The sequence below is a fragment of the Streptacidiphilus carbonis genome (assembly GCF_000787775.1).
GTDB classification, from domain to species: Bacteria; Actinomycetota; Actinomycetes; order Streptomycetales; family Streptomycetaceae; genus Streptacidiphilus; species Streptacidiphilus carbonis.
This window is the reverse complement of record NZ_BBPM01000001.1, coordinates 22027-45653: the sequence shown is the minus strand read 5'-3', so window position 1 is coordinate 45653 and position 23627 is coordinate 22027. Positions and strand designations below refer to the sequence as shown.

Annotated in this window: 21 protein-coding genes; 13 read left to right on the top strand and 8 right to left on the bottom strand. The window is 70.6% G+C overall.

The annotated features are described in order from the left end of the window. The first annotated feature begins 15 nt into the window (after nt 1-15). The 6 genes from TR46_RS00245 to TR46_RS00220 all read left to right on the top strand — a co-directional run bounded on the left by TR46_RS00245 (nt 16) and on the right by TR46_RS00220 (nt 7825). The gene (locus tag TR46_RS00245) at nt 16-402 is read left to right on the top strand and encodes an ArsR/SmtB family transcription factor (RefSeq protein ID WP_042391705.1); all 387 of its coding nucleotides are present in this window, start codon (nt 16-18) and stop codon (nt 400-402) included. Nucleotides 403-639: 237 nt separating this feature from the next. After that, a complete protein-coding gene (locus TR46_RS00240; protein ID WP_042391704.1) occupies nt 640-1545 on the top strand; it encodes a nitroreductase/quinone reductase family protein in 906 nt (301 codons plus the stop codon). Between the two features lie 192 nt (nt 1546-1737). Then, nucleotides 1738-2163, top strand: a complete 426-nt coding sequence (locus TR46_RS00235; protein ID WP_042392148.1) for a MarR family winged helix-turn-helix transcriptional regulator — start codon at nt 1738-1740, stop codon at nt 2161-2163. Nucleotides 2164-2624: 461 nt separating this feature from the next. Continuing rightward, nucleotides 2625-5345, top strand: coding sequence for a PKD domain-containing protein (locus tag TR46_RS45220; protein ID WP_052432461.1), 2721 nt, complete (start codon nt 2625-2627; stop codon nt 5343-5345). Nucleotides 5346-5468: 123 nt separating this feature from the next. Continuing rightward, a complete protein-coding gene (locus tag TR46_RS00225; protein WP_042391701.1) occupies nt 5469-6413 on the top strand; it encodes an ABC transporter ATP-binding protein in 945 nt (314 codons plus the stop codon). Beyond that, nucleotides 6410-7825 carry an ABC transporter permease gene (locus tag TR46_RS00220; RefSeq protein WP_236655154.1) on the top strand — a complete coding sequence of 472 codons (1416 nt, stop codon included), beginning with the start codon at nt 6410-6412 and terminating at the stop codon, nt 7823-7825. The genes TR46_RS00225 and TR46_RS00220 overlap by 4 nt, the downstream gene beginning before the upstream one ends. Nucleotides 7826-7924: 99 nt before the next feature. On the opposite strand, the gene TR46_RS00215 is transcribed toward TR46_RS00220, so the two are convergent. From TR46_RS00215 to TR46_RS00195, 5 genes are all read right to left on the bottom strand, one after another. Continuing rightward, nucleotides 7925-8674 (bottom strand): phosphotransferase family protein, encoded by a 750-nt coding sequence (locus tag TR46_RS00215; protein WP_042391699.1) that lies wholly within the window; start codon nt 8672-8674, stop codon nt 7925-7927. 73 nt (nt 8675-8747) lie between these two features. Then, on the bottom strand, nt 8748-9755 hold the full coding sequence (locus tag TR46_RS00210; protein WP_042391697.1) for an aldo/keto reductase: 1008 nt from the start codon (nt 9753-9755) through the stop codon (nt 8748-8750). Between the two features lie 55 nt (nt 9756-9810). Beyond that, complete coding sequence (locus tag TR46_RS00205) at nt 9811-10572, bottom strand: SDR family oxidoreductase (protein ID WP_042391695.1); 762 nt, start codon at nt 10570-10572, stop codon at nt 9811-9813. Then, the gene (locus TR46_RS00200; RefSeq protein ID WP_042391693.1) at nt 10569-11615 is read right to left on the bottom strand and encodes a (R,R)-butanediol dehydrogenase; all 1047 of its coding nucleotides are present in this window, start codon (nt 11613-11615) and stop codon (nt 10569-10571) included. The genes TR46_RS00205 and TR46_RS00200 overlap by 4 nt, the downstream gene beginning before the upstream one ends. A 147-nt stretch (nt 11616-11762) precedes the next feature. Next, on the bottom strand, nt 11763-12593 hold the full coding sequence (locus tag TR46_RS00195) for a FadR/GntR family transcriptional regulator (RefSeq protein WP_084717655.1): 831 nt from the start codon (nt 12591-12593) through the stop codon (nt 11763-11765). A gap of 345 nt (nt 12594-12938) precedes the next feature. Between TR46_RS00195 and TR46_RS00190 the strand changes: the two genes are divergently transcribed. The 6 genes from TR46_RS00190 (at nt 12939) to TR46_RS00165 (ending at nt 19425) form a co-directional block, all read left to right on the top strand. Then, nucleotides 12939-14309: an ABC transporter substrate-binding protein gene (locus tag TR46_RS00190; RefSeq protein WP_042391691.1), complete on the top strand. Its 1371-nt coding sequence runs from the start codon at nt 12939-12941 to the stop codon at nt 14307-14309. Beyond that, nucleotides 14306-15220 (top strand): carbohydrate ABC transporter permease, encoded by a 915-nt coding sequence (locus TR46_RS00185; RefSeq protein ID WP_084717653.1) that lies wholly within the window; start codon nt 14306-14308, stop codon nt 15218-15220. The genes TR46_RS00190 and TR46_RS00185 overlap by 4 nt, the downstream gene beginning before the upstream one ends. Continuing rightward, the gene (locus TR46_RS00180) at nt 15210-16148 is read left to right on the top strand and encodes a carbohydrate ABC transporter permease (RefSeq protein WP_063770494.1); all 939 of its coding nucleotides are present in this window, start codon (nt 15210-15212) and stop codon (nt 16146-16148) included. The genes TR46_RS00185 and TR46_RS00180 overlap by 11 nt, the downstream gene beginning before the upstream one ends. A gap of 111 nt (nt 16149-16259) precedes the next feature. Beyond that, nucleotides 16260-18203 carry a DUF8034 domain-containing protein gene (locus TR46_RS00175; RefSeq protein ID WP_042391688.1) on the top strand — a complete coding sequence of 648 codons (1944 nt, stop codon included), beginning with the start codon at nt 16260-16262 and terminating at the stop codon, nt 18201-18203. Further along, a complete protein-coding gene (locus tag TR46_RS00170; protein WP_042391686.1) occupies nt 18200-19090 on the top strand; it encodes an amidohydrolase family protein in 891 nt (296 codons plus the stop codon). The genes TR46_RS00175 and TR46_RS00170 overlap by 4 nt, the downstream gene beginning before the upstream one ends. Next, nucleotides 19087-19425 (top strand): L-rhamnose mutarotase, encoded by a 339-nt coding sequence (locus TR46_RS00165; RefSeq protein ID WP_042391684.1) that lies wholly within the window; start codon nt 19087-19089, stop codon nt 19423-19425. The genes TR46_RS00170 and TR46_RS00165 overlap by 4 nt, the downstream gene beginning before the upstream one ends. Before the next feature lie 96 nt (nt 19426-19521). Here the strand turns inward: TR46_RS00165 and TR46_RS00160 are convergent, their stop codons facing one another. After that, entirely contained in the window at nt 19522-21249 is a 1728-nt protein-coding gene (locus tag TR46_RS00160; RefSeq protein ID WP_042391680.1) for a cellulose-binding protein, read from the bottom strand. A gap of 440 nt (nt 21250-21689) precedes the next feature. Here TR46_RS00160 and TR46_RS00155 point away from each other — a divergent pair, with 440 nt between their 5' ends. Then, entirely contained in the window at nt 21690-22529 is an 840-nt protein-coding gene (locus tag TR46_RS00155) for a phosphotransferase (protein ID WP_042391678.1), read from the top strand. Nucleotides 22530-22770: 241 nt separating this feature from the next. On the opposite strand, the gene TR46_RS00150 is transcribed toward TR46_RS00155, so the two are convergent. Together TR46_RS00150 and TR46_RS42015 are read right to left on the bottom strand one after the other, a co-directional pair. Next, nucleotides 22771-23175: a hypothetical protein gene (locus tag TR46_RS00150; RefSeq protein ID WP_152626235.1), complete on the bottom strand. Its 405-nt coding sequence runs from the start codon at nt 23173-23175 to the stop codon at nt 22771-22773. A gap of 298 nt (nt 23176-23473) precedes the next feature. Then, the gene (locus tag TR46_RS42015) at nt 23474-23623 is read right to left on the bottom strand and encodes a hypothetical protein (protein WP_161790078.1); all 150 of its coding nucleotides are present in this window, start codon (nt 23621-23623) and stop codon (nt 23474-23476) included. Nucleotides 23624-23627 lie beyond the last annotated feature (4 nt).

Genomic DNA, 23627 nt, shown 5'->3' with positions numbered 1-23627 from the left:
CGATATGATGGACGCATGGGCCATGGGATGAACCGCAGCACCACCGCACGCGAACGCCTCGACGCCGTCGGCGCGACCGCCGTCGCCACCACCCTCCAGGCGCTCGCCACCCCGTCGCGGCTGCTGATCCTGGCCCACCTCCAGGAGGGCCCCTGCGCCGCCACCGACCTCGCCGACGCCGTCGGCATGGAACGGTCCGCCTGCTCCCACCAACTGCGCCTGCTGCGCAATCTCGGCCTGGTCAACGCCGAACGGCACGGACGCTCGATCATCTACTCCCTCTACGACAACCACGTCGCCGACCTGCTCGACCAGGCCCTCGGCCACGTCGAACACCTCCGCTACCCCGCGGGCCGCGTCGCGGACGCCGACGAAGAACCGGATCTGGAACCCGCCCCCTGACCGAACGGACCGCCCGAACGTCGCCCTTCGGGAGCGGCCGGCACTGCGCTCGCTCGCACTGCTCGGTTCCGCCCACAAGACACCTGCAACAGCCAAGGACAACGGGACTTGTCGACATGGGCGGCCCTTCGCCGTTGTGCTGCCCGGGCCGAGGCTGTCGTGCTAGCCTCCATATATATTTGCTTGCAAAGCAAATGCTATTTCTGCAAGCATCCAGCTGCGGGCGGAGGGGTCGACATGGGCTGGAACGATCAGATCATCAAGGAGTTCCGGGAAAACAACGGCCGGGTGGGCGGCATGTTCGAGGGGGCTCCGCTGGTGGTCATCACCACCGTCGGCGTCAGGACCGGCAAGCCGCACACCACTCCGGTGGTCTACTACGCGGACGGGGAGCGGTACTTGGTCTTCGGTTCGAACAACGGCAGGCCGACGCATCCGGACTGGTACCACAACATTCTCGGGATCGGCCAGGTCACGATGGAGATCGGCAGCGAGGAGGGCCACGTGCGGCCGCTCTCGGCCCGTGCGGTGGTGCTGGAGGGGGAGGAGCGCGACCGGTACTGGGAGCTCCAGTGCGCGCGCGACCCGGCCTTCCGCGCGTACGAGGAGAAGTCCGCCCGGGTGATCCCCGTGGTCGCCCTCTACCCGCTCGACCTCTCCAAGGACCCGGCGCGCAACCGAATGATCGGCGAGCAGCTGATCGTGCATCACCAGGAACTGCGGGCCGAGCTCGCCAGGGTACGCGCGGCGATCGACGCCGTTCGGGCCGGCGGGACGGCGGCCTCCACGACGGCGGAGGAGCAGGGGGCGGCACCCGAGCTGGCCGAGCAACTGCGCAAGCACTGCCTGACGTTCTGCTGGGACATGCAGATGCACCACACGCGCGAGCAGGGCTCGTTCACCGCGTTCGAGCGGCAGTACCCGCATCTCGCCCCGGTCCTCAGGCGACTCCGGGCGGAGCACGTCGTGGTGGAACGGGCGCTGGCGGCGTTCGAGGAGCTTCTGGGGCGTGGAATGTCCGGGACCCCGGCTGAGGTCGGGCAGGTCCAGGCGGAGCTGGACCGTGTGGTCGCCGACCTGGAGGAGCACTTCGCCTATGAGGAGGAACGGCTGATTCCCGCCCTCAACGGGGTCGTCGGGTAGCCTGACCGGCAAGCGAGGACATGAGGTGGGCGCAGAGCCGGGAGAGGGGGCACCGCGGTGTCGACGGAGCGGAACAGCGATTCCGTGGACCCCTCGGACCCCTCGGCCCCCTCGGACCGGGCGGGGCGAGCGGTGGGGGCGGGGCTGCCCGAAGCGTCGTCAGGTCTCAGCACGGACGACGCGATCCGGTCGATGCTGCTGCTGATGCCGCGGGTGGCAGCTCGGCTCAAGCGGATTCCGCTGCCTGAGCGGCTCCAGTCGATGAGGCTCGCACCCAGGCACCTCTCCCTGCTCTCCTATCTGCTCTTCGACGGGCCGATGCAGGTCAGCCATCTCGCCGCCCGACTCGAAGTCGCCCCCACCACGGTGAGTCTGATGGTGAGCGATCTGGTGCAGCAGGGAGTCCTGGTCCGGGAGAACGACCCCGCGGACCGTCGGCGCACCATCGTGGGACTCACCGGCGACCCGGTGACGCGATCGGCGATCGAGCGCTGGCTCGCCAGCGGCGCAGCGGCGTGGCGGGAGGCGTTCGAGCCGCTTACCCCGGATGAGCGGGCCGTGTTCGTCCGCACCATCGAGATCTACGAGGGCGCGACCGGCGGAGCCGAGGGGCGCTGACGGCGCGCGGCCGCAGTCGGCGATGGCCGGAACGCGATATCGCCGGCTCGATCGCGTAGACCGCGTCCACGCCCTTGCCTCTGCTGCCGGGCCGCGTTTGACGAGCCGTCAGATCACGCTGCTCCACAGCCCACGACCGACTGCCTCCCGGCCTCCATCGCAGCGACGACGACACGTCACCACTCCCCGAGACCACCGACACTATGCCTGGCCAGCGGAAACGAAGCCGGCAAGACCGGCACGACAGCTTCTCGGCAGGGCGCCCCGCAACGGACTCGACGACGCCGACGGCTGTCCGGCAACAGGAGGCGAACGCCGGAAGAAGAACCAGCTCCGGAAAATTCTACGCGCATCTACTTGCCCGGCTCCCGTTTCGAGGTGACCATACGGACCGTGGTCATATGGCCATGCACAGTCAATGCACAGGAGGCGCATCCGTGAGGAAGTGGAAGAAAAGATCAGTGAGCGTGGCTGTGCTCGCCGTCGCCACGATGGCGGGCGCGTCGCTGGCCACCGCCGAGGGGGTCGGCGGGCGGCCCACCACCGGCGTCGGCTCGTGCACCGTGCGGGGATGGAATCCGGCGACGAGTCCCAAGAACGCCAAGGACTTACCGGTCGGCCAGCGTCCGCAGACCTACAAGCCGGATGACTTCGACTGCACCGGTGCGGTGTTCGCCGCGCCGGGCGTCGAGTTCGCGAAGTTCCCGCAGCCGTCGAACTTCAAGATCACCAACAAGAGCGTCACACAGAAGGCCGGCGGCCACCAGACGGTCGTGGGCGAGCCCGCCGCGGCGGTGAACCCGCTGGCGCCGTACTTCCCGCCGTTCAAGCACTTCGTGGTCATCTACCGGGAGAACCACACCTTCGACGACTACCTCGGCGACTGCGCGACCACGATCAGCTCCAGCTGCAACGGCCAGGTGGAGAGCACCAACCACATCAGCTCCGTGCCGAACCTGCACCAGTTGGCCAAGACGTACTCGCTGTCCGACTCGTACAGCACCGGCGTGCAGCCTCCGTCGGGCCCCAACCACTGGTTCATGTTCTCGGGGCAGTCCTCGTCCAGCAGCCAGCAGCAGTCGTACCCCGCGAACGGCACCCAGTTCGACCGCTTCCTGCAGAGCGACTCCGGGCCTGCGGACGAGGGCACCAACGCCTGCACGACCCCGACCGGCGCCAGCAGCGGCACCAGCCCGTACACCTTCGTCATGAACGGTGACATCTACTGGATGCTCAACAGCGGCAGCGGCTACTGGAAGAACCCGGCCGACGGCAAGGCCGAAGTCCTGCCGCCCAACCGCCCGGGCACGAGCATCCCCGAAGAGCTGCACACCAACGAGTACACCTGCCAGAACCAGAGCATCCCCGACAGCACGGTCTCCTCCGACTACCTCAACTTCGTCAACACCTACGGGATGCCGGCCTACAACTACGTCGAGCTGTTCAACGACCACCCCGGCACCTACCAGGACATCCCCGGCAACGACACCGCGACGAACAACATCGTCAACTCGATCATGAGCAACCCGACGTACAAGGACAACACCCTGATCGTGGTCACCGAGGACGACACCCAGAACGGCAGCAACGGCTCGGACCACGTCAGCAACACCTACCGCGTGCCGCTGCTCGTCATCGGGTCGCCGACCTATGTCAAACAGCACTACGTCTCCCACGTGGCCTACACCACGGGCAACGTGATCGCGGCGATGGAGCGCACGATGGAGAACGTGCACGCCGGGGTCATCAACCCGAACGACAACCTGGGCCTGTCCACCTTCCCGATGACGACCGCGGACCAGTCCGCACTCGGAGACCCGCTCGAGGACTTCTGGGTCCAGGGCTCGACACCGCTGTCCGCGAGCGCCACGGGATCCCCGACCACCGGCAACGCACCGCTCACCGAGGCCTTCACCGGTTCGGCCACCGGCGGCACGGCCCCGTACACCTACGGCTGGAACTTCGGTGACGGGAGCACCAGCACGGCCCAGAACCCCAGCCACACCTACAGCACCGCGGGCACCTATACCGCGACACTGACCGTCACCGACAGCGCCTCACCGGCCCACACCGCGACCTCGCAGGTGACGACCACCGTCAACGCCGTCGGCAGCCCGTTGGCGGCCACCGCCACGGCCACCCCGACCTCCGGCCAGGTGCCGCTGGGCGTCGCCTTCACCGGCACCGGCACCGGTGGCACCCCCGCGTACAGCTACAGCTGGAACTTCGGTGACGGGAGCACCAGCACGGCCCAGAACCCCAGCCACAACTACAGCACCGCGGGCACCTACACCGCGACACTGACCGTCACCGACAGCGCCTCACCGGCCCACACCGCGACCTCGACGGTCACCGTCACCGCCTCACCGATCGCCGCGACGGTACCGGGTGCGCCCACCGGCCTGACCGCGACGGCCGGAACCGGGCAGGTCGCGCTGAGCTGGACACCGCCGTCCGACACCGGCGGCGAGAACATCACCTCGTACAGGGTCTACCGCGGCACCGCCAGCGGCGGCGAGACGCTGCTGACCGGCGGCGGATGCAGCGGCCTGGGCGCGGTGACCTCCTGCACCGACACGGGCCTGACCGCAGGACAGTCCTACTACTACACCGTCACCGCGGTGAACGGCGTGGGCGAGGGGACGTCGAGCAACGAGGCCACGGCCACCCCCGCCGGCACCGGCTGCCAGGCCCAGCAGCTGCTCGGCAACCCCGGCTTCGAGAGCGGCAGCACCCATCCCGCGCCGTGGACCGTGACCTCGACGCACAGCCCCGTCGACGTGATCAACAGCAGCAGCACTGAACCACCGCACAGCGGCACCTGGGACGCCTGGCTCGACGGCTGGGGCAAGGCCACCACCGACACCCTGACCCAGAGCGTCACGCTGCCCAGCGGCTGCAGCACCGAGAGCCTCAGCTTCTGGCTGCACGTCAACACGGCCGAGACCTCGACGACCACCGCCTACGACACCCTCAAGGTGCAGGTGCTCAACAGCTCCGGCACCGTCCTGGGCACCCTGGCCACCTACTCCAACCTCAACCACAACACCGGGTACGCGCAGCACACCCTCAACCTCGGCGCGTACGCCGGCCAGCAGGTGACGCTGAGGTTCACCGGCACCGAGGACTTCGAGTACCAGACCTCGTTCGCGATCGACGACACCGCCGTGAACGTCGGCTGAGCCTGACGACCACGGATCGCGGAACCCGCCGGATGGCGCACTGCGGTGCGCCATCCGGCGCCGCGTCCACGGCCAGAGCCCGTCACGTATCAGCTGAGCGCCGGCTGAGGAATGGACAGATGGATGGACACCCCCGTCGCAGTCAGGGGCCGCGGCATCACCAAGGTCTTCGGTGACGTCGTCGCGCTCGATCGCATCGATGTGAGCATGACGCAAGGACAGATCCACGGCCTGGTCGGCCCGAACGGCGCGGGCAAGACCACGCTGCTCGGCCTTCTGCTGGGCCTGGCCGCCGCCGACGAGGGAAGTCTGGAGGTCCTCGGCGCACCGGTGGGACGCGGGTCGGCAGCGCCCCGCGGCGTGTCGGGGTTCGTGGACGGGCCCGGACTCTATCCCACCCTCACCGCGAGGCAGAACCTTGCCGCACTCGTCGCCCTGCGCCCCGACGAGGCGACTGCCGCAGGCGCCGAGGAGGCCCTGGAGCAGGTCGGGCTGGCCGACGTCGCCGACGACAGAGTCCGCGGCTTCTCCCTGGGCATGCGCCAGCGGTTGGGGCTGGCCGCAGCACTCCTGACCAAGCCGCGGCTGCTGGTCCTCGACGAGCCGTCCAACGGCCTGGACCCGGTCGGCAAGAAGGACGTGCACGGCGTGCTCGGCCGACTGGCCGCCGAAGGCGTCACGATCGTCATGTCCAGCCATCGGATGGACGATCTGGAAGCACTGTGCTCCGAGGTCACCATCCTGGCCAACGGGCGGGTGGTCTTCGCCGGTCCGGTGTCGAAGCTCTCCGACGACAACCAGGAACTCGACTACCGGCTCCGCGCCTCGGATCCGTCCGCCGCTCGCGCCGTCGCGGCCGCCACCCCCGGCGTAGCCCTCGTCGACGGCCGGGGCACCCCGGCGCGACCGGACACCGACGCGATCGTCGTACGGGCGAGAGTGGCTTCCGTGGACGGACTCGTGGCCCACCTGGTACGCGAGGACATCGCCCTGCGTGAGTTGACGCCCCTCGTCTCACCGCTGGAAGCCGCGTTTCTCGCCCTCACCGAGCAGGAGGACCACCGATGACCACGTCCCTCACCAACGCCCCCGCACCCGGGAGCGGGGGCGGAGCCGGAGCCGGGGCCGGGGCCGGAACGGGGGTCGAGGCCGAGGCCGGGACAGCGGGCGGGCGCCCGGTCCCCGTCGCCCGCATCGTCCGCTTCGAGTTGCTCAAGCAGTTCTCCGCCTGGCGGGTACGCCTGCTGATCGGGCTGTGCTGGCTCGGGCCGGGCCTGCTGGTCTTCGCGATCGACCAGCAGAGCACCCTGCCGTCGGACACCCTGTTCGGGCGGTGGATGCACGCCACCGGCTGGGCCGGGCCGTTGGTGGTGCTCGGCGTCGCCGGCACCTGGGCGCTGCCGCTGCTCACCTCCCTGGTGGCCGGCGACGTGTTCGCCTCCGAGGACCGGCTGGGCACCTGGCGCCACCTGCTCATCGCCGTCCGTTCGCACCGGCGCGTCTTCGCCGCCAAGGCCGTCGCCGGCCTCACCGTGATCGGACTGCTGATGGCGGGCCTGGCCGTGTCCAGCATCGTCGGCGGACTGCTCGCAGAGGGGAACCGACCGCTGGTCGGGCTGGACGGCCACCTGATCACCGGCCCCGACGCGGCCGGTGACACCCTGCTGGCCTGGGCCTGCGTGGTGGCGCCGACGCTCGCCCTGGCGGCCATCGGACTGCTCGGGTCCATCGCCCTGGGACGATCCCCGATGGGCCTGGTCCTGCCCATGGTCGCCGCCCTAGCGATGCAGCTGGCGCAGCTGCTGCCGCTTCCGGTCGCGGTACGTCTGGCGCTGCCTGGTTACGCCTTCCTCTCCTGGAACGGCCTCTTCGCCGATCCCCGGCAACTCGGTCCGCTGCTCATCGCCGTCGGGGTCAGCACCGGGTGGGCGATCGCTGCGACGGCACTGGCCTACCGGCTCTTCCTCCGACGGGACTTCACCAATCTCAACAACGACGGCGCCGGACGCCGAGGGCTGACCTGGGGCGTCCTCCCGCTGGCCGGCCTGCTGGCCGCCACCGTCGGCGTCCTCACCGTGGCGACCGGGGCGAGCGGTTCCGGCATCACCCAGGACAAGGTGCAAAGGTCGGTGGCCACCGCGTTCGCCCACCTCTACCGGTTCCAGCAAGCACAGCTGCGCCAACCGCCGGTCACCGAGGCCCAGTTGCAGACCTCCGCAAGCTGCGACAAAAGCGAGGGGCTCGACGCACAACAGGGATCGGGCAACGACTGGCGCTGCACGGTCTCCTGGACCGTCCCCGGCTACAACGCCACCGCCCAGGCCGTCTACCAGCTCAATGTCACCGCGAACGGGCGCTACACCGCCGACGGGGACGGCCCGGTACAGGTGAACGGTTACTTCCTGATCGTCAGCGCGGGAAAGGCGGCGCCGAACCCCCTCTGGCAGTTCGACGGCGATGTCGACCTTCTCGCGGGCTGAGGGACACCGCGTGGATCCGCGGCAGGCACGAGACGAATGACGCGTCCCCCAGGTTGAGTCGACCGGGATCCGGTCGGCGAATGCAGGGCGCCGCGGAGCTCACACGAACAGGGCGGTCTCCCAGGCCTGGCGGTTGGCCTGGGTGAACGCGCGCTCGCGGTCGGACCACGCGGCGCGGTCGGCCATCTCCTCGACCGTGGCTCCGCGAGGTCCAGGTCCGGCCGCCGCCTGCTCCCGCCACCAGCGGGCGTTGTCCTGCTGCCGTTGCAGCATCGCCTCCACCAGCAGCGCACGGTCGCTGTGGCCGGCGCCGTAGGCGTCGGCCATCACCTTCATCTGCGCGGCCTGCGCCTGGACCGGCCAGGAATCCGGACGGCTGGACAGGACCCAGGTCCAGAGCATGTACGCGAGGTCCCGGTGCGCGGGGCCGGGCGCCGCACCGTCGAAGTCGATCAGCGCGGTCGGTGTGCCGTCCGCTGACATGACGGCATTGTTCGGACCCGGGTCGCCGTGGACCACCACCTCGTGCCCCTGGGCCAGGGTGCTGCCACGGGTGGCGTCGTGGAACCGGCGCAGCAGTGCGCCGGCCGCGCCGACCTGGTGGTCGCTCCAGCGCTGGAAGCGGGCGGGCACCGTCCCTGGCAGGTATTGCAGGACGTCGCGGCCCTGCCTGTCGCGGCCCAGATAGCGGGGTGCTCCGTCGAAGCCCTCAGCCTCCAGGTGCAGCAGCAGCCGGGCGGTGAACGCGGAGGAGTGGGCGGCGGGACGGCGCACGGTCGCTCCCACCCGCACCACGCCGGCGGTGATCCGGCCGCCGTCCAGGGCGACTTCGTCGTCGGGTTCGTCCACTCTCGCGTCCCTTCCTGGTCGCCGTGCGATCCCAGGATGTACTTCCGACCGGCCCGGTGACGGCCGATCGGCGTCAGGACCCAGCGTTCGTCCGGGCGGCGGTCGGCAGCGGGACATCCCGGGGCAGCAGGCCTTCGGTGCGCAGGGTGCGCCACAGTTGCGCCGGGACGTCCAGCTCGGCCATCGCCGCAGCGTCGCGGGCCTCGACCGCGCTGCGCGCCCCCACCAGCACACCTGCGACGGCGGGGTGGCCGAGCGGGAACTGCAGGGCAGCGGCCCGTAGCGGCACGCCGGTTCCCTCGCACAGCGCCTTGAGGCGCAGGGCGCGCTCCAGGACGTCGGCGGGCACCGGGGCGTAGTCGAACGTGGCGGCGGGCTTGGGGTCGGCCAGCAGACCGGAGTTGAAGACGCCGCCGACCACTACGGAGACGCCGCGACGGGCGGCCTCCGGGAGCAGCGAAGCGAGGCCGCTCTGGTCCAGCAGCGAGTAGCGGCCGGCCAGCAGCACCACGTCGACGTCGGTCTCCCGCACGAAGCGGTCCAGCATCCGGGTCTGGTTCATGCCCGCACCGATCGCGCCGACCACGCCCTCGGCACGCAGGCGCTCCAGCTCCGGGTAGGCGGAGCCGAAGGCCTGCTCCTCGTGGTGGTCGGGATCGTGCAGGTAGACGATGTCGATCCGGTCCAGGCCCATCCGGACGAGGCTTTCCTCGATGCCCCGGCGCACGCCGGTGGCGCTGAAGTCCCACACCCGCTCGTGCGTGTCCGGGACGTCGAAACCGTCGACGAGGTCGCTGCCGACCGGTGCGTCCTTTGGGCGCAACAGGCGACCCACCTTGGTGGAGACGGTGAACTGCTCGCGCGGGCGGTCGGCCAGCGCCGCGCCCAGGCGCCGTTCGGACAGACCCAGTCCGTAGTGGGGTGCGGTGTCGAAGTACCGGACGCCGGAGTCCCAGGCGGCGTCGACCGCGGCCAGCGCCTCCTCGTCCGTGACTGCTGCGAAGAGGTTGCCGATCGCGGCGGCGCCGAAGGCGAGTTCGCTGATGGCGACGTCGCTGCGCCCGAGCGTGGTGGTCCGCATGGGTGGGATGCCTTTCGTGAACGCGTCCGGCCGCACCGAGTCCTCGGGACGCCGATCATCGGCCCAGCCATCCGCCGTCCACGGGCAGCACGATGCCGTGGACGTAGTCGGACGCGGGTGAGGCCAGGAAGACGGTGGCCCCGGCGAGGTCCTGGGCGGCGCCCCAGCGCGCCGCCGGGATGCGGTCGAGGATGGCGGCGCTGCGTGCCGGATCGTCCTGCAGTGCCTGGGTGTTGTCGGTGGCGATGTAGCCGGGGGCGATCGCGTTGACGTTCACGCCGCAGCCGGCCCACTCGTTCGCGAGGGCTTTGGTGAGACCGGCGACGCCGTGCTTGGCGGCGGTGTAGCCGGGCACGGTGATGCCGCCCTGGAAGCTCAGCAGCGAGGCCGTGAAGATGACCTTTCCGTGGCCGCGGCGGACCATGGCCGCGCCGACCGCCTGGGCGAGGGCGAACTGGGCGGTGAGGTTGACCTGGAGCACCAGGTCCCAGTCCGCGGCGGGATGGTCGGCGGCCGGGGCGCGCCGGATGGTGCCGGCGTTGTTGACCAGGATGTCGACCGGCCGGGTCCGCTCGGCCAACTCGCGGCCCAGGGCTGCGACGGCCGCCGGGTCGGCGAAGTCGGCCCGGATCGCCTCGAAGGACCGTCCCGCCGCGGTGACGTCCTTCTCGACGTCGCTGCCGCTCTCCTCCAGGTTGGCGCTGACGCCGACCACGTCGGCGCCGGCCTCGGCCAGAGCGCGGGCCATCGCGCGGCCGATGCCCCGGCTGGCGCCGGTGACCACGGCCAGCTTGCCGGTGAGATCGAAGGCGTTCACTCCGCACCCCCGGCCGCCGCGGCTGAGCAGTCCAGCAGGATCTTCATGACGTCGGCGCGGCCTTCCAGCGCCTCGAAGGCGGCGGTCGCCTCGGTCAGCGGCACCACCGAGGAGATCAGCGACTTGACGGGGATCGTGCCGTCGGCCACCAGGGCCACGGCCTTCTCGAAGTCGTCCCGGTCGTACAGACGCGCGCCGACCAGGGTGATCTCGCGCCAGAAGAAGCGGTGCAGGTTCACCTCGCGGGGCACGGGGTGGATGGCCACCTGGCACAGCCGGCCGCGCACCGCCAGCACGTCCACGGCGGTCGTGACTCCGGCCGCCGCACCGGAGACCTCGAAAGCGACATCCGCACCTGCGTCCTCGGTCCAGGCGGACACCAGCGCGGGGACGTCGTCGGCGACCGGGTCCCAGGCGGTCAGGCCGAGTCCGCCGGCCATCCGCCGCCTGCTGGAGGACAGTTCGACCACCCGCACGTCGGCTCCCGCCGCCCGGGCGACGAGCGCGATCAGGACACCGACGGGGCCGCCGCCGACAACCACCACCTTCTCCCCGTCGGTCACCTGGGCGCGCGCGACGTCGTGCACCGCCACGGCGGTCGGCTCGACCAGGGCGGCTTCGTCCAGTGGGAGGCCGGGCGGCAGGGCGACGAGCGTCTCGGCCGGGACGGTCCAGCGCAACTGCATGGCGCCCGGCGAGTCGATGCCGATGAAGTCCAGGTTCTGGCAGACGTGCTGGTGGCCCCGGCGGCAGGCCGGGCAGGTGCCGTCCCAGCGCAGCGGCATCACGGTGACGGCGTCGCCCGGCTGCCAGGCCCGGACTCCGGGCCCGACCCGCAGGACCCGGCCGGACATCTCGTGGCCGAGCACGGCGGGCGTCTTGACGCGCGCGTCCATGTGTCCGTGGAAGATGTGCAGGTCGGTGCCGCAGATACCGACGTAGGCGGGTTGGATCTCGACCTCGCCCGGGCCGGGCGGGGCCGTGTCGGCGGACCCTGCGGTCAGGGTCCGGGCGGCGGTGTAGGAGACCGCGAAAGTACTCATGGGGACGTGGAAGTCCTCTCTGTGCGCGTGCGGTGGCGGAAGGGCGCGTGCGGTGTCAGGAAGGGGCCGCGGCACGGCTCGCGGACGTGCCGCGGCTCGCCTGCGGTGGTCTGCGGTTGGGGATACCGGTACACGCCGCCCGAGAGGTCAGCGCTGTTCGGACGTGCCCGAGCCGAACACGCGGCGCTGGATCTCGCGCCGGTACTCCTCAAGGGTCTTGTCCAGGTGCACGCACGTCGCCTCCGCCGCCGCCTCCGGGTCGCCGTCGCGGATCGCGCCGTAGATGGCGGCGTGCTCGGCGACCGCGTCCCTGGCGTGGTCGCCGACCGCCCCGTGCATGCCGATGGTGCTGGCCTGCCGCTGCAGCCGCCGGGCCTCGCGGACGGAGGCGACGAGGAACGGGTTGTGCGAGGCCTCGGCGATGCCGAGGTGGAAGGCGTCGTCGCCCTCGTCGAAGAGCCGGTCGCGGCCGCTCTCGTGCCCGTGGCGGCAGAGGTCCATGGCGTCCTTGATCGCTCTCAGCTCTGCCGGGGTCGCGCGGGTCGCGGCGAGTCGGCTGGCGGCCGTCTCCTGCACCCGGCGGAACTCGAAGAGCATGAAGATCTGGTCGAGGTCGGTCGGCATGAAGAACCCGCCCCAGCGCGAGGCGCCGAGCATGCCCTCGTCGTCCGCGACGTAGAGACCACGGCCCTTCTGGGCACTGACCCGGCCGATGGCCGAGAGGATCTTCACCGCCTCGCGCACGACCGTCCTGCTGGTGCCGAGCGACGAGCCCAGCTCGTGCTCCGTCGGCATCCGGTCGCCCGGTCGCAGCTGCCGCTCGGCGATGAGCTTGAGGATCTGCTCGGCGACGACCTCGTAACCGGGCCGGTAGGGGGCGCCGTTCGTCACCGGCTCACCCGGTCGCGGGTCCGATGCCGTCTCTGCTGGCGCGCCGTCCACCGGGTGTTCCTCCTCTGCCTGGGCCACGTTCAGCATGACCAGATTCCCTCCGTCACGGAAGAGCGTCCCTCGACCTGGCTGCCGACCTTACATAAGTACGATTCATTTCGGCAAGGGGTCACAGCATCGGCCTCTCACCTCGCACGATGCCCGGAGTCCAGGACACGCAGCCGCAATGTGCTGGAAATAGGCCCGCTCATCCTCTTGACGCACCGACTCCCTTCCCGGTCTCATGACACATCACGGCGAACCACCTGCTGGTCGGCCGACGTCACTCCCCCGCGGCAGCAGCAGCGGGCGCGCGTTGAGTCATACACATTTCGATTGCCACGCCCACCGGTCCGGTCGGAGACGTGCGCACCCCGACGCAGTGGAGTCCTCATGACACGCACATCCCCAGCGGCCGGCGCGAACAGAGAGCACAGCGGCCGCGCACGCGCCACTCTCGCCACCGCGATGGTCGCTCTCACTCTCGGCGCCGCCACCGCCTGCGGCGGGGGCTCCGGCGGGACCGCGGGCGGGACCGCCAGCTTCAAGCCCGCGGCTCAGGGCGACGGCCCCATCACCGTGTGGGTGGACGCGACCCGACTGGCCGCGGCGAAGCTGTACCAGCAGCAGAACCCCCAGGTGAAGATGAAGATCGTCACCTACGACGGGGACGCCAACGGCTCGAACTACCTGCAGACCAAGGTCAGCCTCTTCAACCGCACCGGCAGCGGCTGGCCGGACGTGGTCTTCAGCTCCCAGAACAACGAGACCACCTGGGCCGTCCAGTCCAAGTTCGCCGCTCCGCTGAACAAGGGACTGATACCGCAGTCCACCCTGGACGGGTGGGCGACCGGCGCCAACGCGCCGTGCACCGTCGACGGGACGGTCTACTGCCTGCGCAACGACCTGTCGCAGACGGTGCTGTGGTACAACGCCGCACTGATGAAGCAGTGGGGCTATCAGGTGCCGGCCACCTGGGAGCAGTTCCAGGCCCTGGGCCAGAAGGTCGCCACGGAGCACCCGGGATACATCGTCGGCTCGGCCGGCGACACCTTCGCCCCGGAGATCTACATGTGGGCGGCCAAGTGCGGCGCCAACCAGATCACCGGCCCGAAGGCGGTCACGGTGAACACCACCAGCGCCCAGTGCACCAGGATGGCCTCGCTGCTGGACACCCTCGTCAAGGCGAAGACCATGTCCACCAGCAGCGTGTTCAGCACGGACTTCGCCAAGAACGACGCGAGCAAGGTCCTGATGCTGCCCGGCCCGTCCTGGTTCGGCGGCGCGCTGTTCGAGGGCACCTTCAAGACCCCCAAGGGCCGGATCGCGGTCGCGCCGATGCCGCAGTGGGCCGGTGACAGCAGCCCCTCGGTCGGCAACGTCGGCGGCGGCACCTGGCTGCTCTCCGCGCACAGCAAGAACCTCAAGGCCGCGACCGCGTTCCTGACCTGGGCGACGACCTCCGACGACTACCAGGGCAAGCTCGCCCCCGGCTACCCGGCCTACTCGGCGGCGGCCAAGGCCTGGCTGACGGCCCAGAGCACGTCCGGGTACTACGCCAATGACATCTCCCCGACGCTGCAAGCCGCCGCGAACCAGGTCTGGCCCGGCTGGGGCTACGGCCAGTACAGCCAGGAGAGCATCTGGGCGGCGACCGTCACCCCGCGCATGACGGCGGGCAAGAGCATCGTCTCGCTGCTCCCCGCCTGGCAGACCTCGATCGCGAACTACGCCAAGTCCGACGGATACAAGGTCAGCCAGTGAGCATCTCCGCACGCAACCGGGCCGAGTCGGAGCGCGCCACGCGGCGCACGCTCTGGCCCGGCCGGGCCGGGCACGGCTTCGTCGCCCTCTACGTCGCACTCCTGATCGCCTTCGGGGTCGTCCCCACCGGCTACGCGATCTACTTCGCCTTCACCAACGCCGGCAACACCTTCGCCGGGTTCTCCAACTTCACCGACGCGGCGGCCGACTTCCGCTTCCTGCCGGCCGTCGGACACGTGGCGCTCTACCTCGTGCTCTGGCTGCTCTCCCTGGTGGTCCTCGTCATCGGCCTGGCGCTGCTGCTGCACCGCCTCGCGTCCCGGCGCGTCAGCAAGGCCCTGCGGTTCCTGTTCTACATCCCCGGGGCGCTGGCCGGGGCCGCGAGCGTCATGGTGTGGCTGTTCGTCCTCGACCCGACGGTCAGTCCGGTCGCCTTCCTGCTGCGCGCGCTGGGCCTGGCCACCTTCGACCAGGTGGTCGCCCCCGGCGGGCTGCCGCTCCTGTTCACCCTGATCGCGTTCTGGACCGGCGCGGGAGGCTGGATCCTGGTGATGTACGGCGCGCTCAACAACATCTCGACGGACATCCTGGAGGCCGCACGCATCGACGGCGCCGGCGCCTGGCAGACCGCTCGGCGCATCCAGATCCCGATGCTGCGCAAGTGGATCGTCTACATGTGCATCCTCGCCTTCGCCGGGGGCACGCAGCTGTTCGTCGAGCCGCAGTTGCTCTCGCAGGCGAGCGTCGGAGTGGCGGGGCGGGACTACTCGCCCAACCAGCTCTCCTACGACTTCGCCTTCCAGAACAACAACGTCAACACGGCCGCTTCCGTCTCGGTCGAACTGCTCCTGCTCGGACTCGTCGCCGCCGCGGTGTTCGTCTCCAGATCGGGGTTCTTCGATGTCGACTGACTACCGCACCCCCGCGCCGTCCGCCCCCGCGCCGCCCGGGGCACGCCGTGAGCGGCCCCGACGCGCACGGCGTCGCTCGAAGAACCCGCTGCCCGCCCTGGTGCTGCTGCTCTTCGCGGTCTTCTTCGTGCTACCGGTGATCTGGCTGCTGCTGGCGGCGACGAAGACCGACGACCAGCTCGTGCACGCCAACCCGCTCTCGTTCGGCTCCTGGCACGCGCTGCGGGCCAACTGGGACGCGCTGACGGGGTACCAGGGCGACACAGTCATGCTGTGGTTGCGCAACTCCGCGCTCTACACCTTCCTCGCGCTCGTCATCACCCTCGTGGTGGTCGTCCCGGCCGGCTACGCCCTGGCCCTGACCGAGTTCCGCGGCCGGCACACCCTGCTGGTGGCGACGCTCGTGGTCATGCTGATGCCCAGCGCCACGCTCGTGGTCCCGCTGTTCCTGGAGATGAACGCGGTACACCTGATCGGCTCGATGTGGTCGGTCATCCTGCCCTACTCGTTCTACCCCTTCGGGGTCTACCTGGCCTACATCTACTTCAGCACGGCCATCCCCAGGTCCCTGCTGGAGGCCGCCCGCCTCGACGGCTGTTCGGAGTTCGGCACCTTCCGCCGCATCGCGCTGCCGCTGGCCACACCCGTCGTGGCGCTCGTGGGCTTCTTCAGCTTCGTCGCCAACTGGACCAACTACTTCCTGCCGTACGTGCTGCTGCCGCAGAGCAACCAGTTCCCGGTCCAGGTGGGCCTCGGCACCCTGCTGGACGACGTGCCGCAGTTCAACCCGACGGTGGGTTCGCTCGCCGTCCAACGGCCGGAGCTCGCCCTCGCCACCCTGCTGGCCATCACCCCCGTGCTCGTGGTCTTCCTCTTCTCCCAGCGCTTCCTGATCGCCGGGATGCTGGCCGGCGCCACCAAGGACTGAGCGACCGCCACCGCGCGGCACGTCACCACGACACGTCCCCATCGCGTCACTACGCCCGCGGCACCGCCGCCGGGCGCGGGTGCCGCACTGCTCGAAACGGAGAACCGCCCCATGGACCCCGTCATCACGGCCTCGGTACCACTGCTCGAACCGCCGGGCTGGGCGACGGCGCAGCGCCAGCTGTTCGACCTGCTCGACCAGGTCTGGCGGCGCTTCGCCCGCGACTTCACCGGGCCCGACGGACGCCTGAACTACGAGGGGCGGCTGACCACGCGCGACGGCGCGGACGACTTCTACGAGACCTTCTTCAACTGGCCGCAGCTGTACCTGCTCGGCGGCGCGGACGACCTGCTGGCGCAGTCCGAGCTCCACTGGGAGGGCGTGACCCGTCAGCTCACCGAGCTGGGCATGCTCAAGGACGAGTACGAGCGCGGCTACGACTGGTTCCACCAGAGCGAGAGCCTGCTGCTCTTCTACTTCCTGTGCATGGCCGCCCCGGAGCGCTGGACCGGGCGGGCCCTGCGGTTCGCCGAGCTCTACGTCGACCCGGCACACGGCAACTACGACCCCGAGCACCGCATCATCACCCGCCCGCACAACGGCAGCGACCCCGAGCGCACCGGCCTCGCCGACGGCGACTCCTACCCCTGGCTGCCGCAGGAAGCCCGGATGTACGGCTTCCCCCTCGACTGGATCCTCGCCGACGGGGAGAATCCCCCGCTGGAGAGCGATCCGCGCCTGGGCGAGGAGATGCGCCGGCGCATGGGCCAGGGCGACACCGCGGTCAACCTCGCCGCCAGCGGACTCGTTCTCAACGCACTGATCCTCTCCGGCGACGCCCGCTACCGGGACTGGATCGCCGAGTACGTCGGCGCGTGGCGCGAGCGCGCCGCGGCGGCCGGCGGCGTGCTGCCGGACAACGTCGCCCCCGACGGCACCGTCGGCGGACTGCTGGAAGGGCGCCCGTACGGAGGCCACTACGGCTGGAACTGGCCGCACGGCTGGCACAGCGTCGGACACGCGGCCACGGTGGCCGCCCTGGCCGCGGCCGAGGCCACCGGCGACGACTCCTACCTGGACCTGGTGCGTCCCGCACTCGACGAGATGTTCGCCCACGGCAAGATGATGCCGTTCGCCGAGTCCGACTCCAGCCTCCGGTCCAAGTGGGTCGCGCAGTTGCGCGAGGACGTGCACACGCCCACCCTGCACGTCCCGTTCCGGCGCGGCGACGAGGGCTGGTTCGACTACAACCCGATGACCCTGCCGGTGCCCGTCGCCCTGTGGCACCACACCGCCCAGCAGGCCGACCGCGCCCGCATCGAGCGGCTGCGCGAGGCGAGCGGGATCGACTGGCGCACGCTGCGGCCGTTCCGCAGCAAGGAGGAGGCGCACCACGAGGAGGGCTGGTTCGCGTTCCTCAGCGGCGACGACCCGGACTACCCCGAGCGCATCCTCGCCACCGCCCAGGCCCAGGTGCGGCACCGCCTGCGGCGGATGGAGCGCTACCGCGGCCTGGAGGTCGCCGAGGCCGACATCCACCTGTGGCAGCTGTCGAACCCGGTGGTCACCGAAGCGCTGGTGCAGCTGACCTGGGGCGGTCCGCAGGTCCTCTACAACGGCGGGCTGCAGCAGGCCCGGGTCCGCTACTACGACGCCGACTCCCGCCGCCCCGGCCTGCCGCCGTCCGTCGCGGCCCTGGTCTCCAGCATCGACCCGCAGGCGACGGTGGTGGAGCTGGTGAACCTCGATCCGACCGAGGACCGCACACTGATCGTCCAGGCGGGCGCGTTCGCGGAGCACACCATCCGCAGCGTCCGCCACACCCGCAGCCGCGACGACGCCTGGATCGGCGACCTCTACGACTACGGCCACACCGAACCGGTCGAGGAGACCTCCGAAGCCCACACGGTGGACGGGCCCTGGCTGACCGTCCTCCTCCCCCACTCGACCCGGATACGACTCACCCTCCAACTGGACCTGCGCACCCGCCCCGCCTCCTACCGCACCCCGTTCGACCAGCCGTCCGACGGTCCGAGCGCAGGGGGATCGCGATGACCGGCCCCGCAACGCCCTCGATCCTCGACTGCCACGTCCACCTGTGGGATCCGCGGCACCTCGCCTACCCGTGGCTGGAGGGGTCTCCCGAACTCAACCGGCCCTTCACCGCCGACGACTTCGCCCTCGTCCGTCCCGAGGCCGTGGAAATGGTCTTCATGGAGGCCGGACGGGACGAGACGCACGCCGCGGACGAGATCGAGTGGGTCCGCAGTCAAGCCGCACGCCACCCCTGGATCCGCGGCGCCGTTGCCCACATCCCGCTCGATCGCCCCGCCGAGGCCGGCGAGGCGATCCGCAGGTACGCGGCCGACCCGTTCGTCGTCGGAGTGCGCCGCAACATCCAGGACGAGGCACCCGGCTTCACCGAGGACACGCACCTGCGCGACGGCATCCGGCTGCTCGGCGACGCGGGCCTGCCGTTCGACGCCTGCGTCCGATACCACCAACTCCCCGAGCTGGCGCGCCTGGCCGCCGCCTGCGCGCAGACCACGATCGTCCTGGACCACCTCGGCAAACCCCGTCCGGACGCCCGCGGCGCCTGGTCCCAGGACCTGCGCCAGGTGGCGGAGCAGCCGAACGTGGTCTGCAAACTCTCCGGCCTGGCCACCGAACTGGGGCCGGACACCCCGCCCGCGTTCGCGCTCTCACTGCTGCACGAAGCGCTCGACGCGTTCGGTCCCGACCGCTGCCTGTTCGGCAGCGACTGGCCGGTGATGCGGCTCGCCACCGACTACCGCTCCTGGCTGGACCTGGTCCAGGAGGCGCTCGCCCGCTACGCGCGGACCCCCGGCGAGGCGGTACTGCGCGGCAACGCGGAACGCGTGTACCGGCTCGCCCCTTCCCCGGCCCAGGGAACCGACCCGGCACGAAAGGAAGCACGATGAAGCGCATCGCCCAGACCACCCGGCTGCGCCCGGAGCACCGCGAGGAGTACCTCGCCCTGCACCGCGCCGTCTGGCCGGCCGTTGAGGCCGCCCTGCACGCCGCGCAGATCCGCAACTACAGCATCTTCCTGCACGGCGACACCCTGTTCGCCTACTACGAGTACCACGGCGACGACTTCGAGGCCGACCTCGCCACCATCAAGGCCGACCCCGAGTCCCAGCGCTGGTGGACCTTCACCGACCCCTGCCAGGAGCCCTGGCCCGACGCCCCGGCCGGCAGCCGCTGGTCCGACATCCCCGAGGTCTGGCACCTCGCCGAGCCGCCGCAGTCCTGAGCCGCCCGCGCACTGCGGCGCTCCCGCCCCCGAACCCCGTCGGCCACCCGGCGACAGACGGTGCCTCACCGTCCGGAGTGACGGGCAGCGCCCGGGTCATCGGCCGTGGGCGGCCTTACGGCGGCGTCCGCGGCGCACCAGGACGCCGCCGGTGCAGACGGCCAGCAGGCCGGCGACGGCGCTGTAGACGACCGCGTTGCTCATACCCGTGGAGGCCAGGCCTCCGGCGGTACTCGCCGTCGCCGGGGACTCAGCGGGCACACCGGCCGCGGACGCCTGCGCCCGGGTACCGATCGTGCCGGAGGCTGAGGCCACCGGTGCGGCCGTGCCCGGCGAGCCGGGGCTCGCCGCACCGGCGCCGGCGGTGGCGACGGAGGACGGGGTGTTGGAACCGGTGGCGGCCGAGGCGGGCTTCAGCTGCAGAGTGGTGATCGAGTACGGCGGCAGCGACTGCGCAGCCGCCGTGCCCCTGGCCGCCGAGACCAGTCGGGTGCCGCCCTGGGCGTACGAAACGGTGGTGACCGAACCCGCGGCCGGGGTGTACCCGGCGTAGGACAGCGACACCTGGGCCGCGTTGCGCGGGTCCTTGTTGATCAGCATGACGTTCAGGCCGCCGTTGGCGCTGCGCACCGCGTGCACGGCGACCGAGGGGTTGCCCGAAGTGGCCTTGACCATGGTGTCGCCGGGTTGGGCCAGCGCGGTCAGCGAGCGGATGCCCCAATAGGTGGGGAAGGGCGTCTCACGCGCCGGCTCGCACTGGCCGCCGACGCAGCTCCCGCTGGAGAGCACGCCCTCGTCGTGGTAGTCGGTCTGGCCGTCGACGGTGCTGGGGGCAGTGCCCATGCCGCTGTGCAGGTCCCACCAGTCGACGTTGACGATGCCGTGCTCGAGCCAGCTCATGTAGGCGTCCGGCGCGTACAGGGCCGCCGCCTGGCTGGTCTTGGCAGGCGAGAAGTCGCCATCGGTCTCCGTGACTGTGATCTCCACCGAAGCGGCGTGCGAACCCGCGTAGGCGGCGATCAGCGAGCGCAGGGCGGACGTGACACCGGCGGCCTGGGCGGGAGTCCTGAGCAGGTCGGCCGTGGTCTTGCCGCCCGGGTACGAGTGGACGATGACGAAGTCGATGGAGGACCCCGCGATGGAGAGCACCGTGTGGTTCCAGTCGGCGCTGTCGCCGGGAGCGGTCACCCCGTCCGGGAAACCACCCGGCGTGGTGAGCACCGCGCCGATCTTCACCGTCGGGTCCACGGCCTTCATCGCCTTCGCGTAGGCGACCAGGTTGTGCGCGTACTCCGTCGGACTCTTGTCGGCGTGGGTGTCGCCCTCCCAGCCGTTGCCGTAGTGGCCGTTGCCGTAGACCTCGTTGCCGATCTCCCAGTACTTGACCCCGTAGTGCTTGTCCACGTTGGCGTACTTGACCCAGGCGGCGGCCTCCTGCGGGGTACCGGAACCGTAGTTCGCGGTCAGGATGGGCTGGGCGCCGATCTTCTTGGTCATGGCCATGAAGTGGTCGAAATCGGTGCCGGGCGCCGCCCAGCTGCCGCCGCCGCTGAACGTGTGGGTCTGCCAGTGGTAGCCGTCCGCGACGGAGCCGCCGGGGTAGCGCAACTCGCGGATGCCGGCGGCCTTGATCAGGGACGACGCGGTGGCATCGGTCATGTTCGGATCGTAGACGGCCGTGTTGAGGCCGACACCGCCGCGGGGCACTGTGCCCAGTGAGGTGCCGGCGTCGACGTTGATGGCGACGGACGGCTCGGCGCTCGCCGCGAGCGCCAACGCGCTCGCGCCGGCCGCGGCCAGCAGAGACGCAACTGTGCCCGCCACGATGCGGCGGCGGAGACGGCTGCGACGATGTGTGCGGCCCCGGGGCACCATCTGCGCGGCTGGTGTCGGGTCGTCAGGTGACACGGTATCGGCTCCCGATCGGAGTGTGTGAGTGCTTCGGCGTGGCGAGCTGACCGCGCTCACCCACGCCTTTCACCGACCAGTTGCCGCACGACGCCGAAAGGTTGCCGACCGATCAGGACTATTTCGCCAACGCCTCGGCGTGACCCCCTCCGAGTTCGGTAGAGATCTCAGGTTGCGGTTGCGTCCTGCCCGTATTCGACGGGCGGGACGTGGCCTGTCCCAGGGGCGGCGAGCCGGCGGCGTCCAGGTGCTCGGCCATGCTCAGGGTTGGGCCTCCGGGGGTCTTCGCCAGAATGATGGCGGCACAGCTGTCTTCCACAGAAGTGTCCGCGTACTGAACAACGATGGAGGATGCAATGGAGCCGCTGGAACTCCACCGCGCGGTCGAGGCGGGACGGGCGACCGCTGCGGAGTTGGGCCTTCAGGTCGACGATGTGGTCGTCATCCAGAATTCGGACCGCGTCGCGCTGCGCCTGGTCCCCTGCGATGTCCTGGCGCGGGTTGCACCTTCGGGGCACCTGACCGGCTCCGAGTTCGAAGTAGACATCGCCCGTCGTCTTGCCGACGTCGGCGCTCCGGTGGCCGAGCTCGATCCCCGGGTGGAACCGCGCGTCTTTGTGCGTGACGCTTTCGCCGTCTCGCTCTGGACCTACTACGAACCGACGGAACCGGAGATCACGCCGGCCGAGTACGCGGACGCACTCCTGCACCACCATGCCGCCCTGCGCCGGATCGATCTGGACGCACCGCATGTCACCGATCGGGTCGCCCTCGCACTCGCAGAGGTCGACGACCGGGAGAGGTCCCCCGAACTGGCCGAGTCCGACCGGGAACTCCTCAGCGGCACTCTCAGTGGACTGAGCGCCGCGATCGGCGCCGGGAACGTCAGCGACCAGTTGCTGCACGGCGAGCCGCATCCGGGCAACCTGCTCAACACGCGCAGAGGGCCGCTCTTCATCGATCTCGCCACCTGCTGCCGCGGGCCGATCGAGTTCGACCTCGCCCATGCGCCCGAAGAAGTGGCGAAGTACTACGAGGGCGCCGACCCCCGCCTGATCGCCCAGTGCCGCGCCCTGAGCTGGGCGATGTTCTCCGCCTGGCGCTGGCGCCGAGACGACCAACTGCCCGACCGGGAGCACTGGAGAGTGGCCGGCCTCAACCTTGTCCGGGCGCATTCCGGGCCCGGAATCAGGTGACGCGGGACCGGTTCGGGACGAGAACGACGGCTGTCGCCACGGCAGGCGTCGAAGCCGTTGTCGGCGCGCAGGGCGCGGAGGTCGAGCAAGACTTCGCACGATCGCCACCATCAGGTCCAGAGCCAATCGACGGCGCCCGACAGCCCGATCGGTCGCTCGCCCCGGTCGTTCCGAACCCGTTCGATCCCCCGAGGGCTGGCCGACGGCCCCCTGTGGCGCACTGCGCCGAGCGGTCCCGGCGTCAGCCGGCTCCGACCATCCCGCCTTCGCGCACCTTGTACTTCGCACCGACCCAGGCGCGCAGTTGCTGCGCCAACGCGGCCCGTTCGCTCTCGGGCACGGCGGATCCGGGGATGAGCACGACGCCGTGCGCGACGTCCTGCGTGCTCCACACACCTGGGCGCTCCATGACGTAGTGCACGTCCGCCCAACGGAGTTCGCGCACCGCGCGCGGGTCGGTCAGCCGCAGGCCTGTCTCGAAGAGCTCCACCGTCGTCGGTCCGGTGCTCCGCTCGACAATCCTGGCTTTTGCGGCTGCGAGCGTCTTCCGCTTCAGCGCGGCCAGGAAGCCGGAGGACTTCCCAGGATCCGCAAGCAGGCCCTCGACCTCCTCAGGCGACAGATCGAAGGTGTACACGTAGCCCACGGCGCAGCCCTCCCCCGACACGAACACCCGTGCGTCCGCGAGTGGATGGAGGCTACCAGCAGATCGGCAGAGGCATCGAGCCCCCGACTGCCAAGCTTCCGAGGGAGGCCGACCGACGTCTTGCCGCCGCGTCCGCGCGACTGGAACCCTCTGAGGGACCGTTGACAGCTGTAGCGCCGTGGGAGGCCCTCCACATGGATGCGCACCTGCACTCCCGTGTCAGTGCACGACGCCGTGCGGCGCTCGGGGCGGCACTTCTGGCCGCCACGTTCGCCGTGCTGCCCGCCTGCGGCTCCCCTCAGGACCTCACCGCCGCGGTCTCCTCCGCCGGTTCATCACCCGCCACAAGCACGAGTTCCAGCCGGACCACCGGCACCCCCGCGAGCCCGAGCGCCTCTGCGAGGCCGAGCAGTTCTGCGAGCGGGAGCGCCTCCCCCTCCGCGAGCACGAGC